This is a genomic window from Rheinheimera sp. B2H12, from assembly GCF_059620065.1.
This window is the reverse complement of the sequence record NZ_CM184363.1, coordinates 1,028,011-1,043,179: the sequence shown is the minus strand read 5'-3', so window position 1 is coordinate 1,043,179 and position 15,169 is coordinate 1,028,011. Positions and strand designations below refer to the sequence as shown.

The window sequence follows — 15,169 nt, the reverse complement described above, 5'->3', positions numbered from 1 at the left end:
ATCACTCCATTAAGACTGCAACAGCACGGCGGCCAGTTCAGAAATTGCGACTGTTTGTTGGGGTTGTTCTGTTCTGAGCCATTTCAGGGTGATCTGACCGGCAGCCAGTTCAGTGTCACCCAGTAATAAGCCAAGTTCAGCACCGGATTTATCAGCGCGTTTTAATTGTTTTTTCAGGTTACCACCACCGCAATGCATCACGACTCTTTTGCCCGGCAAAAGTTTTCGCAGCTGTTCGGCAACAGAAACTGCAGCAAGTTCCGCAGCTTCGCCCAAAGGCATCAGGTAAAAATCGGCATTGTTACTGACTGCCGGCACTAAGTCCAGACTTTGCAGCAATAACACCAGCCGTTCCATGCCCATGGCAAAACCAACAGCAGGCGTCGCCTTACCGCCGAGTTGTTCCACCAGGCCATCATAACGACCACCGGCACAGACGGTGCCTTGTGAACCGAGGTTGGTGGTGACCCACTCAAATACGGTACGGTTGTAATAATCCAAGCCACGCACTAAACGTGGATTGATTTCAAAAGGGATACCAGCGGCGGTCAGCCGTTGCGTTAATCCCGCCAAGTGGGTGGCAGATTCTTCATCCAGGTGATCCAGCAACTGCGGCGCCTTGGCCAGCATCTCTGCCATCGCCGGATTTTTACTATCCAACACCCGCAGCGGATTGCTGTGTAAACGACGCTGACTGTCTTCATCGAGCAAATCTTGATGCTGCTCCAGATAAGCCACTAATTTATCACGATAAGCAGCGCGGGCCGCATTAGACCCCAGTGAGTTCAGTTCCAGTTTGACATAAGGCAATAACCCCAGCTGTTGCCACAAACGCGCGGTCAGCAGAATCACTTCGGCATCAATATCCGGACCCTGCATGCCAAAAGCTTCCAGACCAAACTGGTGGAACTGACGATAGCGGCCTTTTTGTGGCCGTTCATGCCGGAACATCGGGCCCATATACCACAACCGCTGTTCCTGGTTGTATAACAGGCCATGCTGATTACCAGCCCGCACACAGCAGGCAGTGCCTTCCGGACGCAGGGTCAGGCTGTCACCGTTGCGGTCTTCAAAGGTATACATCTCTTTTTCAACGATATCAGTGACTTCACCAATAGAACGTTTAAACAGTTCGGTCATTTCCACAATCGGGAAACGGATTTCATCGTAGCCGTAACTGCTGACGGTCTGGCGGATCATCTGCTCAACATATTGCCAGACGGGGGTATCCTGCGGCAGGCAATCGTTCATCCCGCGGATGGCTTGAATTTCTTTTGACACGTGCTGTACTCAACTAAAAACTAAATAATCAGCCAGCGCTGTACCGCACTGGCCCTGAATAGACTTACGCTTCGCAAAAGCAATCATTCAACTTGTTTAATATCAATAAGTTGCTTTTGCTGCGCCAGATAAAGCCGAACCTGCTGTTCTAATTGTTCTGCCACACTTTCGTTATCAATGCGCAGTTTTTGCCGTTCGCCTTTCAGATAAAAACCACTTTTGCGATTGGCACCGGCCACACCTAGGTCAGAAATTAATGCTTCACCCGGGCCATTCACCACGCACCCTATCACAGATACAGTCAGCGGATCGATCACATCTTCCAGCCGCTGCTCCAGCTCGTTCATGGTTTTAATCACATCAAACTCTTGCCGCGAGCAACTCGGACAAGCAATAAAATTAATGCCACGCGAACGGATACGCAATGATTTCAGGATATCAAAAGCGACTTTCACTTCCTCGACCGGATCTGCCGCCAATGAAATGCGGATAGTATCACCAATACCTTCCGCCAGCAGCATGCCAAGGCCGATGGCCGACTTCACCGAGCCCGCGCGTAAACCACCGGCCTCGGTAATGCCCAAATGCAACGGCTGAATAATCTGTTTTGCCAGCAAACGATAAGCGCCGACCGCCAGAAATACATCAGAAGCTTTGACACTGACTTTAAAGTTATCAAAATTCAACCGGTCCAGAATGTCGACATGTCGCATCGCCGATTCTACCAAGGCTTCCGGTGTTGGCTCGCCGTATTTTTCCTGTAAATCTGCTTCTAACGAACCGCCATTGACACCGATCCGGATCGGAATATTGTAATCACGTGCTGCATCGACAACAGCACGGATCCGATCTTCCCGGCCTATATTGCCCGGGTTAATGCGCAGACAATCTACGCCATACTCCGCGACTTTCAGGGCAATACGGTAATCAAAATGAATATCCGCCACCAATGGAATGGGCGATTGTTGTTTAATCAGTTTAAAGGCTTCTGCCGCTTCCATCGTCGGGACTGACACCCGGACTAAATCAGCGCCAGCTTTGGCAATCGCCTGGATCTGCGCCACTGTCGCATCCACATCGGTGGTTCTGGTGTTGGTCATCGACTGCACCGCGACCGGTGCATCGCCACCAATAAGCACATTCCCAACCCGGATTTGTTTGGATTGACGTCTGACAATAGGGCTTGCTGCAAACATATTAAAGCTGTCCAGTTAAAGTAATACGAGCAACCCGGCCAGCTGGATAACCGGACAGGTCGACAACCACGTCATTGAGTTTCATGCTGGCGGCAGGCGGATTGCCCAGCTTCAGGCGAAATGGTAACTGCCCTTGTAATACCAGCTGTTTGCCGGCGGCCTGGTTACCATAAGCCAGCCGCTGATTGTTGTTATCATAAACTTCTAACCAGCAATCAGCGCTAAATTCCAGTTGCAAGCTAGCCGCGCCAGCAGCTGTGGTGCCGGTGCCAGCCGCTGGGTTTGCGCTTTCTGGCAGAGGCATTGCTGTTGACTGCGCAGGTTCAGTCGATGCAGCCGTATCCAGCACTGTGGTTGCTGTGGCAACTGTGCTGGAGTTGCTGTTCAGTTCTGCCGGCGAGCCCGTAGTGGCCGGCTGCTCTGTTGTGCTCTCAACCGCTGCCGTTGCAGTGGTATTGCCTTGACTCGCTGCGACAGGCTGGGTGTCGTTCAGTGGCGCTGTCGCCTGCTCCGTTGTGCTATTGGTTTGCGCCATTGGCGTCGGCGCAACCTCAAGGGTTGATGCGGCAGTTTGCTCAGTTGGCTGAGTGCTTAAATTGCTGTCGGTGCCGGTCTGCTCTGGCACCTGATAAGCCGGCACCACAGAGACCGGCGTATCATCCAGTAAATGGGTTTGCCAGAACCAAATCAAAAATAAACCAATTAGCAGCACAATCAGCAGATAAGTCGCCAGCATAAAGCGGTTTTCCGCCGCATCCAGACTGGTTTTTTTCGAGAAGCTGTGCATGGGTCTTGGCTGACTGCGCAGATAAGCGGCTTGCAATTCAAAGGCCTGCAAAATTTCTCGTTCTGATAATTTCATCAAACGGGCATAAGCACGCAAATAACCCCGCATAAAGGTCATCGACATCGCGGGGTCCCATTGCTCAGCTTCGATTTGCTCAATGACGCTGACTTTCAGGTTCAGCTGTTTGGCGACCTGAGCTGTCGTCAGGCCTTTCGCCTCGCGGCTTTGGCGTAAAATGGCGCCGACGCTGTCGGCATGTTGTTCGGCTACAGTATTCATAATGAAGACAATGCGGGATCCCGGAGAATAATAGTCTGACCAGATGTGAGCTGGGTCGCAGCAGTCATCTGATTCCATTGTAATAAACTGGCTAACTCAAGATTAAATTTATAAGCGATACTGAACAAGGTATCGCCTTCTTGCACCCTATAACTCGCAGGCGCTGCCAGCTGCCCGTCCGGCTGTTTGACAACGGGCAACTGCAGTTGTTGTCCGGCCGTGACTACTGCAGTGTCTGCCAGTTGATTCAGTTGTTGCAGTTCTGATACGGTTAATCGATATTGACTGGCAATACTGAATAAAGTTTCACCGTCCTGCACCTGATGTTGCAGTTGTCCAGCGCTGGCAGTGGCAGGCACTTTGCGTTTAATCACTTTTAATTTCGGCTTGGCAGACGACGTTGCCGGGCTGGTGCCAGCACCGGTTTGCAACAAACTGGTTTGATAAGCCTGACGTAATTTTTCCGGTCGGCTTTGCGCTAAATCCTGCTGGTGTAGCATCAGACTTTCTTCGCTTTGTGGATGGACTGTGGTCAAAAACTTTTCAGCGCTTTGCTGTGCCACCACATCACCGGTCTGTCTGGCGAGTAAATATTGCAACAAAGTGGCAGGAGCCGAGCGCTCGCCCAACTGTTCCAACCGCGAACTCCACTTTTTCGCTTCCGCTAAATCACTGCTGGCATAACTGAATTCAGCCATCAGATAGACGGCAGACACTCTGTTGCTATTGTGCGCGAGCGATTGGCGCAGATACTGTTGGTATTGCGGATATTGTTGCTGCGCCACGGCACAAAAAGCCAGGTTTTCATAACTGTCGGCCACCCGGATATAAGCAGGATTTTTAATGGCTTTTTGCAGCAGGCTGGTCGCCTCCTGATACTTCTGCAACTGACATAAAAACACGCCAAAGTTATTCAGTGTATCTGGATTATCACCATCTTTGCGTAAGGACTGGCGATAGGACTTTTCCGCCAGCTCTGCTTCACCCACCTGCTGGTAATAATAGGCAATGGCATTGTCAATTTCCGCCAAATCTGGCGCCAGTTGACTGGCTTTTTCCAGATTATATTTCGCCTGCGAAGTATCACCGCGTTGCAGATAATTCAGTCCGAGTGACATCCGGGTGCGGGCAGCTTCTGTCATATCAGTGCGTGGCTGCGCAATACGATTGGTCTCAACCAAGGTCGATTGTGAAACGCACCCTGACATCAGCGCTACCAACAAAGCCGAAACAGCTACCCGGTTAAATTGCATTCTTTGCCACGCATCCTTTAATGATCACACTATTTTTACTGAAATCGCCTCGCCTTTCAGCTGTTTTTTTACCAGTCGCTTGGTTCTGTCAATCACATCACCAACCAACTGACCACAGGCTGCATCAATATCGTCACCACGAGTCTTGCGTACTATGACAACAAATCCATGTTCTTGCAGCACTTTATTAAAGCGGTCTATCCTGGAATTGCTGGATCTCTTATAAGGTGAACCCGGGTAAGGATTAAACGGGATCAAATTTATTTTCGATGGCGTATCACGCAGCGCATGTGCCAACTGATGCGCTTGCTCCATACTGTCATTAATACCTTCAAGCATGACATATTCAACTGTCACTTTATCATTGGCCCGCGAATCCTGCACATATCGTTTCGCTGACGCGAGAAACTCTTCCATCGGATATTTTTTATTGACCGGTACCAACTGGTCGCGCAACTCATTATTTGGTGCATGCAATGAAATTGCCAGCGCGACATCAATTTTTTCTTTCAATAAATCCAGCGCAGGTACCACGCCAGAAGTACTGAGCGTAACCCGGCGCTTGGATAAACCAAAACCAAAGTCTTCCATCATCAGTTCCAGTGCCGGCACCACGTTATTGAGGTTCAGCAGCGGTTCGCCCATCCCCATCATCACCACGTTGGTGACTGGTTTTTCACCGGTATCGCCATAAGAACCAATAATCTGACTGACCCGCCAGACCTGACCAATAATTTCAGCCACCGTCAGATTACGGTTAAAGCCCTGCTGGGCCGTGGAGCAAAAAGAACAATCCAGCGCACAACCGACTTGCGACGAGACACACAAAGTACGCCGGTCTTTTTCCGGGATCCAGACGGTTTCGACTTCCTGACCGCCTTTCAGGCCCATGACAAACTTAATAGTACCATCCGCACTATCTTGCCGCGTCACCACATGGGGCGCTTCAATCACACAACGCTGTTTTAATTTATCGCGTAATACTTTGTTGATGTTGGTCATTTTATCAAAATCATCAACACAGAAATGATAAATCCATTTCATCAGCTGGTCTGCCCGAAAGGCTTTTTCACCCAGCGACACCAATAATTCCTTCATCTGTTCACGGGTCAGATCTAACAGATTAATTTTATTTTCGGCCTGGGTCATCAGGGTCTCCTCGGGCAACATCAGGTAGTTACGGCTTGATTTGGTTTGCATCTGTCACTATCGAACCATCCAGAAACAAACCAAATCACACCGGGTTCAGCTAAATACAGCTTCATCTAAGTACAGATAGACAGAAAGGGGGCTGTGCCCCCTTTACTTAGTTTTGCTCACCAGGGTTGCCAGCACAATGCGGCGTCCCGGCAGTCAAATTAACGAATACGGGCACACAGCTCGGCTTCAGTGAAGAAGTAAGCAATTTCACGGGCAGCTGAAGCAGCAGCGTCAGAACCGTGGACAGCGTTTTCATCGATGCTGGCAGCATAGTCAGCACGTAAAGTACCGGCAGCAGCGTCTTTTGGATTGGTCGCACCCATGATTTCGCGGTTTTTGCGCACTGCGTCTTCACCTTCCAGTACCTGAACCATCACTGGGCCAGAGGTCATGAAAGAAACTAAAGCGTTGAAGAATGGACGCTCTTTGTGCTCAGCGTAGAAACCTTCAGCTTGTTCACGGCTCAGTTGCAGCATTTTAGCAGCAACAATACGCAGACCAGCAGATTCAAAACGGTTATAGATTGCACCGATATGGTTTTTGGCAACTGCATCAGGTTTTACGATTGAAAAAGTACGTTCTAAGGCCATCATGGACTCCCTTAATAACTTGGTTAAAATTTAGCGGCCGCGAATTATACGCTATTGCAATCAGATTGCCTACGGTTTTGCAGCCATCCGTACCAGGGCTCATCCTCACAGCCAAACTGCTCATCTCAGCCCCTGTTTGCGCGCCTGCCGAATTATCTGCGATGGATATGACAATACTGCCAGTGCTTTTGCTGCTGGCTCCTTAGTCCACGTCAATTCTGACCAGCCACGATGCAGCCTCGCTTGTTCCCGACCGCAAGGCTGTACCGTCCGTGCCCGGCGCACCAGATGAAAAACCACTTCAGTTGAAGTGGTTTTTGTTAATAAGCTAAGTGTGCTGTGACAGGTCAGAACTTCGCAACCACCTTGACTGATGCGTCTACTGCTGCAGCATCAATGTAACCAATGGCACTGGCATCAGCCGCCACTGCAGCTTTCATCTCAGCATCCGATGGCAGCTCTTTTGGGGGGGTACCTTTACCGGTGAACACCAGTTTTGACCAAAAAGCTTTCATTTGACTGGAAGACTTATTCAATACTTTGCTATCAAATTCAGTGCGGGCTGGCGCCGCTTCGGCCAGATTCAAAGCTGTTGCTTTACTGCCATTGTTAAACGTGGTGCCACGCCCGGTAAACAATCTGGCAATTTCTGCCTGCTCCAAAGTGGCAGCATTCGATGGGTGAACAATGACGGCGACCTCTGCAGATACCGAACTTACAGCCAGGGCCATTGTCAGGGTCAAAGCTTTATACCAATGCATGGTTATCTCCAAACTTTAAAAAACTAAATCGATGCCAAAAGTGATGGCTTTACTGTCACCGGCGACACCTGGATGATCTGCATTGATCAGGTCATCCACTTTATCAAATTGCAGTTTAAACGCAGCTGAATTATGAAAATCCCAGCGTACACCAACACTGGTGGTATCGTGCACTTCGCCACTGGCATCAAAATCGGAATACACGACATAAGGGGTCCATTGACCAATCCGGTATCCGGCCGACACCAGATAAGTATCCAAATCATCACCTTCCAGAGTTAACCGGTTGACTTCACTTAATAAAATCCAGTTGTTGTAGTCTATATTGGCGGAAAAGCCCATAAACTTACCCCGTCTAGTATCAGTGCCGTTGTTCCAGAGTCTGGGTTGATCACTGATAAAACGTCGGTTCTCATAAGTCATATAAGTCAAACGCAAATCCAGCCAGTCCCGATTCAGACTCAACACACCGCCAATAATATTTTCCCAGATTTCCCGTACCGGCTGTTTGAAAAAATAGTCTGACAATAATTTGTTGGAACCATCATCTTCACTGCCGGTATAAATATTGCCGCTGAGGGTCCAATCACTGAGCTGATAATTAAACTGCGCATTAATCCCGGTGTAATTAAAAATCTGCCAGGTATAGTTATCTGCTGGTGGCCGAACCCAGAGGTAGGCATAACTGACATCAAAAAAATCAGAATAATAATACAGCGGCAGACGTTTTTTCCCAGCCTGAATGGTCCAGTGTTCATTGAGCTCATAAGATAAATAAGCCCACTCAAACCCAGCATCAAAATCATCAGCGCCGCGCCCGACGAGCTGGGCTGTGGCTGACAAGCCTTCAGTTAAATCTGCCGAAAACTGCAAACCAAACTTGGAGTCAGGTTTAAAGCTCCATTCTTCCTCATACACGGCAACAGTTGGATAAGTAGCCAGGAAAGTCGGGCCAACAAAACCCGGCACCCCGGTGCCACTTAACACTTTACCACCGGCCACGGAAGCGAAACCAGAAACGTCCACCTCAGCCTGGGCCAATGAACTGAAACAAGCAGCAATTGCGGTCACAAGTAATACTTTTTTCATAGCAGTCCCTCAGAGTTGTCAGGGTCACGGCACGAAACAAACCATGGCAGTCGCCATGGTGCTGCCAAGTTAGAACACTAAATCAACGCCCAACGCTATTAGGTTGTCTTTGCGTTTGGTGGTTTGATCTTCTGCCCAGCTGTATTGCACTTTGAAGGCAGCGGATGGGTGGAAGTCATACCTTAAACCCAGGTTCCAGGTGTTGTTATCAAAAAACTGGCTGTCGACCAGCCCTTTCACGCCACCTGTTAACTGAGGTGGCAATTGCGCCGGTAATCCGGCATAAATTTCAGGTTTGGCGGCATCATCATCTTTTTCAAATGAGACATAAGGGGTGTAACTGCCAAAACGATGACCGAGTGAAACATAATAAGAGTCTTGATCGGCATAAAAGCTGTCTTTGACTTCAACATGGGTGTATTCGGTGACCAGTAACCAGTCATTGCGGTCAATATTCAGACCCAAACCGAAAAAACTGCCCTGGTCTTTATCAAAATCAATGTCTTTGGCTACAGCAGTTAAACCTAATGCATTGAGCGGATTTAACACATTTTTTGTTAAGCCATCAGACTGAATACTGACATCGCCAATCAAATAAGCCAGCCGAAAGGCAATCCAATCCTGGCTAAGTTCCCAACTGATGCCGGTGATCTGGTCAATTTGCGCAGGCGCCTGAGTGCCTAACACCCGGGCATCACCGTCATACGCACCAAACACAAATTGCAGATTGGATTGAATATCGCCCAAGCTGGTACTGTGGTACAAGGACAAACCTTCAATGGTATTAAAGCCTAAGTCATAGACACTTTGTGGCGTCCTGAGCCAGTCATAGGCATAACCTACGTCACGAAAATCCGAGTACTTATAAAATGGCGTGCGCAGCCGGCCGGCATTTAACCGCCAGCTTTCGTTAATTTGATAGGTCAGGAAAGCCCATTCAAATTCAGCGTCAAAATCATTCACACCACGCGCCAGCAACTGAGCTGTCACTGACAGTTTTTCCCCCAGATCGGATTGCACCTGCACCGCAAACAAACTTTCATTTTTAAAGTCGATTTCATCGGTGTAGCCATACAGTGTATCGCCATTGCTGGCCATACCAGCTTTGATCGAAGCAAAACCATTAATGGTGACTTCAGCGGCAGCGACACCGGCGTAACAAGTTAAGGCAACGAGGGTTGCTAACCTGGTTTTGTTCATTAAAAATCTCCTGTCAAAATGAGCTCAGCTATGACTAGCGTAGTCAACAACTTAAAAAAAACCAGCGAATTCAGAACTATAAATTTAGTTCCCTGAAATGCTAAAAATAACAGGCGGCGAACTTTATATTAAGTTTCAGTGATTTACAATGATGTGAACAAAATGTACTAATTACAGGTCCAGACCGATCAGGCTGGACCTATTTAGTTAACAAAGGTGGGGGTAAAGCAGATTAATGACCTTCACTGACCATGTTTACAGTGTATTTTGGGATCTCAACCACCAGATCTTCATCGGCGATCCGGGCCTGGCAGCCTAAACGCGATTCTGGTTCTAAGCCCCAGGCTTTATCCAGCATGTCTTCTTCCAGTTCATCACTTTCATTCAGACTGCGAAAACCTTCCCGCACTATGACATGGCAAGTGGTACAGGCACAGGATTTCTCACAAGCGTGCTCAATTGCAATCCCGTTGCGCAGCGCTACATCCAGCACAGTCTCGCCTTTTTCGGCAGATAAAGCTGCGCCATCCGGGCAAAGTTCAGCATGGGGTAAAAAGATAATTTGTGGCATGTTACACCTCGTCAACTTTGTGCCCTTGCAGGGCTTGCCGGATTGAATGGTCCATCCGGCGGGCGGCAAACTCGTCGGTGATATGATTGGTCTGATCAATAGCCGCTTTAATGGCGGCAGTATCATCGCTCAGGCTCAGTTGCTGTAATGCCGACAATGCCTGTTCAATTTGTTGTAACTCGCTGGCAGACAACAGATGCGCATCGGCGGCAATAGCAGCGCTGACAGCTTCAAACACCCGACTGGCTTCAACCTGCTGTTCACGCAATAACCGCAATTGCATATCTTGTCTGGCGTATTGCATTGAGCTTTGGATCATCGTCGCCACTTGATCATCCGATAAACCATAAGAAGGTTTCACCTGAATACTGGCACTGACGCCACTGGACTTTTCCTGCGCCGTGACGCTGAGTAAACCATCGGCATCGACCTGGAACGTCACCCGAATATGCGCCCCACCAGCAGCCATTGGCGGGATATTGGTCAGATTAAATTGTGCCAGCGAACGGCAATCCGCCACCAGCTCGCGCTCACCTTGCAGCACATGCAGCGACATTGCGGTCTGGCCATCTTTAAAGGTGGTGAACTCCTGGGCTCTGGCAACCGGGATCACGGTATTGCGTGGAATGATTTTCTCCACCAACCCCCCCATAGTTTCCAGCCCTAACGACAGCGGGATCACATCGAGTAATAACGTATCTGTGTCCGATTTATTGCCAACCAGCACGTTGGCCTGAATAGCGGCGCCAATGGCCACGACTTTATCCGGATCAATCGACGTCAGTGGTTCAGTGGCGAAAAACTCTGCCACCTGACGACGCACCAAAGGGACCCTGGTCGAGCCGCCCACTAATACCACTTTGACGACATCTGCCGCCTCGATAGCAGCATCACGCAAACTTTGTTTACAAGCCCGAATGGTTTTTCTGACCAGTTGCAGCACCAGGCTGTCGAATTTCTCCCGGCTTAACGTCAACGCCAGGGCTCCACTGGCGGTGGTTAATTCAAAACTGACACTGTCAGCCGTGGTGAGTTGCTCTTTCAAACTTCTGGCCAGTTGCAAATGCTGACGCAGGCTTTGATGGCTTAGTTCTGTTTCGCCGCTTTGCTGCTGCAACCAACTGACAATGGCATGATCAAAATCATCACCGCCAAGTGCTGAGTCACCGCCTGTGGCCATGACTTCAAATACACCGCGCTTGAGCCGCAAAATGGAAATATCAAAGGTGCCGCCGCCTAAATCATAAACCGCAACCACCCCTTCCTGACCTGAATCCAGGCCATAAGCCAGCGCTGCCGCTGTCGGCTCATTGAGCAGCCGCAACACATTCAGACCCGCCAGACGCGCCGCATCTTTAGTGGCCTGACGTTGGGCATCATCAAAATAGGCTGGCACGGTAATCACGACACCAGTGAGTTCACCTCCCAGCGTCTGACTGGCAGTATCGGCCAGGGTCGCCAGGATTTCTGCCGACACTTCGACCGGATTTTTAATGCCCTGCACAGTGTCAATCGCCACCAAACCTTGCTGATCAACCAGCCGGTACGGTAATTTCTGACTTTGGGCCTGGGTTTCCTGATAACCGCGTCCCATCAGGCGTTTGACTGAAATTATGGTATTTTCCGGATCAGCCACCGCCGCAGCCATCGCCGTTTTGCCAACGACCACCTGGTCAGCGGTATAACGCACCACGGAAGGCACCATATCTTCGCCAGCAGCATTTGACAGCGTACTGACTTCACCACTGCGCACAGTGGCGACCAGTGAGTTAGTGGTGCCAAGATCGATACCAGCCGCTAACTTATGTTGATGCGGCGCGGCGCTTTGGCCGGGTTCAGCGATTTGTAATAAAGCCATAATGGGATTTAGTCTTGTAGTTGCTGTTCAGTTAACTCCAGCTCTTGCTGCAGTTTAAAGAAAAATTTAAGTTTGCGGATTATATCAGCCGCCAGTAAATCCTGCTCGTGCTGATTAGCGGCAAGTGCTTCGGCTAACTGTCTGAGTAACAGCTTTTTTTGCATTTGAATTTGTTGTTCTGCTTCGTCGATCAAGACATAAGGATCGCTGGAATGCAGAATATCAGCCAATAACTCACGTAATTCCATCTGCTGCATTAAAAATACAGTATCAGTAAAACTACGTTGCTCATGGCTGATTTTCACGCCACGCAGTGCCAACAGATGTTCGGCTCTGAGTAAAGGTTGTTTCAGACTGTGATAAGCGTCGTTGATATTGGCCGCTTGTTGGACCGCCAACAGCCGGTCCCGCTCGGAACCAGCAGCAAAATTGTCCGGATGAAAATTCCGTTGCAGCGCTAAATAACGGGTACCCAGTTCAGTTAAATCCAGCTCAAACTGAGCTGGCAGCTGAAACAGCTGGAAATAGTTCATCAGACCGCCAGATTACACAGTAAAACTTTCACCACACCCACATTCGCCATTGACGTTGGGGTTGTTAAACTGAAAACCTTCGTTCAGGCCTTCTTTGACAAAATCCAGCTGGGTACCGTCGATATAAACCAGGCTTTTGCCATCGACGATCAACTTCAGATCGTCATGTGCAAACACCTGATCATCTTCATTGAGTTCATCGACAAACTCCAGCACATAAGCCAAACCTGAACAGCCAGTGGTTTTGACACCGACCCGTAAGCCAATGCCTTTGCCTCTGTTGCTGAGAAAGCTGCGAACCCGGTCAGCAGCCGCTGCTGTCATCGAAATCGCCATAATGTCTCAGCCCCCGTGCCGGGTTTTATAATCTGCGATCGCTGCTTTAATCGCGTCTTCAGCCAGAATTGAGCAGTGAATTTTTACCGGTGGCAATGCCAGTTCCTGTGCGATGTCGGTGTTTTTAATCTGGGCTGCTTCATCCAGGCTTTTGCCTTTCACCCATTCAGTCACCAGTGAACTGGACGCAATAGCGCTACCACAGCCATAAGTTTTGAATTTGGCATCTTCAATGATACCTTCGGCATTCACTTTGATCTGCAACTTCATCACGTCGCCGCAAGCCGGTGCGCCGACCATACCGGTGGCTACTGTTGGATCATCTTTAGCAAAACCGCCAACGTTGCGCGGGTTTTCGTAGTGATCAATGACTTTTTCGCTGTATGCCATGGTGCTTTACCTCGTTAATCTGCACAGCCCGCGACTGGCACGGGCGCCAAAGGGTGAACCTGTCCGGATTGGATCAGTGTGCCACCCAGGCCACTGTATTTAAATCGATACCGTCTTTGTACATGTCCCACAGCGGCGACATAGCCCGAAGTTTATCAATAGCTTCGTGGACAATTTTAATGGTGTGGTCAATCTGTTCTTCAGTGGTAAACCGGCCGATACTGAAACGGATTGAACTGTGCGCCAGTTCATCGGTTAAGCCCAGCGCCCGCAACACGTACGAAGGCTCCAGACTGGCAGAAGTACAGGCTGAACCTGAAGACACTGCAATATCTTTCAGTGCCATAATCAGCGACTCACCTTCAACATAGTTAAAGCTGATATTGGTAATACCTGGAACCCGTTGGTCCGGGTGACCATTTAAAAACACCTGTTCGATGTCTTTCACGCCATCCAGTAAACGCTGACGTAACACGGCAAAACGCGCGTTCTCGGCAGCCATTTCTTCTTTGGCAATCCGGAATGCTTCGCCCATAGCAACAATCTGATGCGTTGGTAAAGTACCTGAACGCATACCGCGTTCATGACCACCACCGTGCGTTTGCGCTTCTAACCGAATACGAGGCTTGCGTCGCACATACAGTGCACCTATGCCTTTAGGACCATAAATTTTATGCGCAGAGAACGACATTAAATCGACTTTTAAGGTACCGAGGTCAATGTCGACTTTGCCTGCAGCCTGAGCGGCATCGACATGAAAAACGATGCCTTTACTGCGGCACAGTTCACCAATAGCGGCGATATCCTGGATCACACCAATTTCATTGTTCACCATCATCACGCTGATCACCGTAGTATCAGGGCGAATAGCGGCGGTTAGTTTGTCCAGATCCAGCAAGCCATCAGCTTCTACATCCAGATAGGTCACTTCAAAACCTTCACGCTCCAGCGCCCGCATGGTATCCAGCGTCGCTTTGTGTTCAGTTTTGCAGGTGATCAGGTGTTTACCCTTTTTATGGTAAAACTGCGCTGCACCTTTGATAGCAAGGTTGTTTGATTCGGTTGCGCCTGAAGTAAATACGATTTCACGTGGATCGGCCTGCACTAAATCAGCAATCTGACTACGGGCGATTTCTACTGCTTCTTCTGCCTGCCAGCCAAAACGGTGCGAGCGGGAAGCCGGGTTACCAAACTGACCATCCATCGTCAAATATTGCATCATTTTTTCCGCAACCCTTGGGTCGACAGGTGTCGTGGCGGCGTAATCTAAATAAATAGGTAGCTTCATGTTCTGCTCCGTCTGCTGTTTACAACTGGCAGCTGACTTCAATTTCAGTGTCAGGGTTCTTTAACTTGCGGCTGTCCTGCCGCTTGGCCACACGCTGAATATCATTCTGGCTGACCAATTCGCCCAAAGTGATTTGGGTCAGAAAATCTTCAATCCGGGTACTCAGGTCACTCCACAAACTGTGGGTCAGACACTTAGCGCCGCCCTGGCAATCTGATTTGCCCTGGCAACGGGTGGCATCGACAGATTCATCGACAGCACTGATCACTTCAGAAACTGAGATTTCACTGGCAGGCCGACCCAACTGGTAACCACCACCGGGGCCGCGGACACTGCAGACCAGACCCTGTTTACGTAACCGGGCAAATAATTGTTCAAGATAAGATAAGGAAATTTCCTGCCGCGCCGAAATATCGGCCAGTGGCACTGGGCCGCTATTGGTATGCAAGGCAACATCCAGCATTGCAGTAACCGCATAACGTCCTTTTGATGTTAACCTCATCTTGATGTCCTGAACTTTGACCACAGAATGGCGCAAATTGTACATTCCTGACTGA

At 49.4% G+C, this 15,169-nt stretch carries 16 protein-coding genes; all 16 read right to left on the bottom strand.

From position 1 onward, the window contains the following. Positions 1-9: 9 nt before the first annotated feature. The 16 genes from hisS to iscR all read right to left on the bottom strand — a co-directional run bounded on the left by hisS (position 10) and on the right by iscR (position 15,114). Positions 10-1,281, bottom strand: coding sequence for a histidine--tRNA ligase (hisS, locus tag AC53GJ_RS04630; RefSeq protein WP_496731367.1), 1,272 nt, complete (start codon positions 1,279-1,281; stop codon positions 10-12). Positions 1,282-1,364: 83 nt separating this feature from the next. Further along, on the bottom strand, positions 1,365-2,477 hold the full coding sequence (gene ispG / locus AC53GJ_RS04625) for a flavodoxin-dependent (E)-4-hydroxy-3-methylbut-2-enyl-diphosphate synthase (RefSeq protein ID WP_496731366.1): 1,113 nt from the start codon (positions 2,475-2,477) through the stop codon (positions 1,365-1,367). A gap of 1 nt (position 2,478) precedes the next feature. Next, positions 2,479-3,543, bottom strand: coding sequence for a RodZ domain-containing protein (locus AC53GJ_RS04620; protein ID WP_496731365.1), 1,065 nt, complete (start codon positions 3,541-3,543; stop codon positions 2,479-2,481). Further along, positions 3,540-4,751, bottom strand: a complete 1,212-nt coding sequence (gene pilW, locus AC53GJ_RS04615) for a type IV pilus biogenesis/stability protein PilW (RefSeq protein ID WP_496731364.1) — start codon at positions 4,749-4,751, stop codon at positions 3,540-3,542. The genes AC53GJ_RS04620 and pilW overlap by 4 nt, the downstream gene beginning before the upstream one ends. Positions 4,752-4,820: 69 nt before the next feature. Next, positions 4,821-5,945 carry a dual-specificity RNA methyltransferase RlmN gene (gene rlmN, locus AC53GJ_RS04610; RefSeq protein WP_496731363.1) on the bottom strand — a complete coding sequence of 375 codons (1,125 nt, stop codon included), beginning with the start codon at positions 5,943-5,945 and terminating at the stop codon, positions 4,821-4,823. A gap of 209 nt (positions 5,946-6,154) precedes the next feature. Next, complete coding sequence (gene ndk, locus AC53GJ_RS04605) at positions 6,155-6,586, bottom strand: nucleoside-diphosphate kinase (protein ID WP_496732764.1); 432 nt, start codon at positions 6,584-6,586, stop codon at positions 6,155-6,157. 347 nt (positions 6,587-6,933) lie between these two features. After that, entirely contained in the window at positions 6,934-7,347 is a 414-nt protein-coding gene (locus AC53GJ_RS04600) for a type 2 periplasmic-binding domain-containing protein (RefSeq protein WP_496731362.1), read from the bottom strand. A 15-nt stretch (positions 7,348-7,362) separates the two neighbouring features. Next, positions 7,363-8,436 carry a porin gene (locus AC53GJ_RS04595; protein WP_496731361.1) on the bottom strand — a complete coding sequence of 358 codons (1,074 nt, stop codon included), beginning with the start codon at positions 8,434-8,436 and terminating at the stop codon, positions 7,363-7,365. A gap of 69 nt (positions 8,437-8,505) precedes the next feature. Beyond that, positions 8,506-9,636: a porin gene (locus AC53GJ_RS04590; protein WP_496731360.1), complete on the bottom strand. Its 1,131-nt coding sequence runs from the start codon at positions 9,634-9,636 to the stop codon at positions 8,506-8,508. Positions 9,637-9,868: 232 nt separating this feature from the next. Beyond that, positions 9,869-10,207 (bottom strand): ISC system 2Fe-2S type ferredoxin, encoded by a 339-nt coding sequence (fdx, locus tag AC53GJ_RS04585; protein WP_496731359.1) that lies wholly within the window; start codon positions 10,205-10,207, stop codon positions 9,869-9,871. A gap of 1 nt (position 10,208) precedes the next feature. Further along, positions 10,209-12,065 carry a Fe-S protein assembly chaperone HscA gene (gene hscA, locus AC53GJ_RS04580; RefSeq protein WP_496731358.1) on the bottom strand — a complete coding sequence of 619 codons (1,857 nt, stop codon included), beginning with the start codon at positions 12,063-12,065 and terminating at the stop codon, positions 10,209-10,211. Positions 12,066-12,073: 8 nt separating this feature from the next. After that, positions 12,074-12,598 (bottom strand): co-chaperone HscB, encoded by a 525-nt coding sequence (gene hscB, locus AC53GJ_RS04575; protein WP_496731357.1) that lies wholly within the window; start codon positions 12,596-12,598, stop codon positions 12,074-12,076. 12 nt (positions 12,599-12,610) lie between these two features. Then, entirely contained in the window at positions 12,611-12,934 is a 324-nt protein-coding gene (gene iscA / locus AC53GJ_RS04570) for an iron-sulfur cluster assembly protein IscA (RefSeq protein ID WP_496731356.1), read from the bottom strand. A gap of 6 nt (positions 12,935-12,940) precedes the next feature. Continuing rightward, entirely contained in the window at positions 12,941-13,324 is a 384-nt protein-coding gene (gene iscU, locus AC53GJ_RS04565; protein WP_496731355.1) for a Fe-S cluster assembly scaffold IscU, read from the bottom strand. Between the two features lie 73 nt (positions 13,325-13,397). Then, positions 13,398-14,612 (bottom strand): IscS subfamily cysteine desulfurase, encoded by a 1,215-nt coding sequence (locus AC53GJ_RS04560; protein ID WP_496731354.1) that lies wholly within the window; start codon positions 14,610-14,612, stop codon positions 13,398-13,400. A 19-nt stretch (positions 14,613-14,631) separates the two neighbouring features. Continuing rightward, positions 14,632-15,114: a Fe-S cluster assembly transcriptional regulator IscR gene (iscR, locus tag AC53GJ_RS04555; protein WP_496731353.1), complete on the bottom strand. Its 483-nt coding sequence runs from the start codon at positions 15,112-15,114 to the stop codon at positions 14,632-14,634. Positions 15,115-15,169 lie beyond the last annotated feature (55 nt).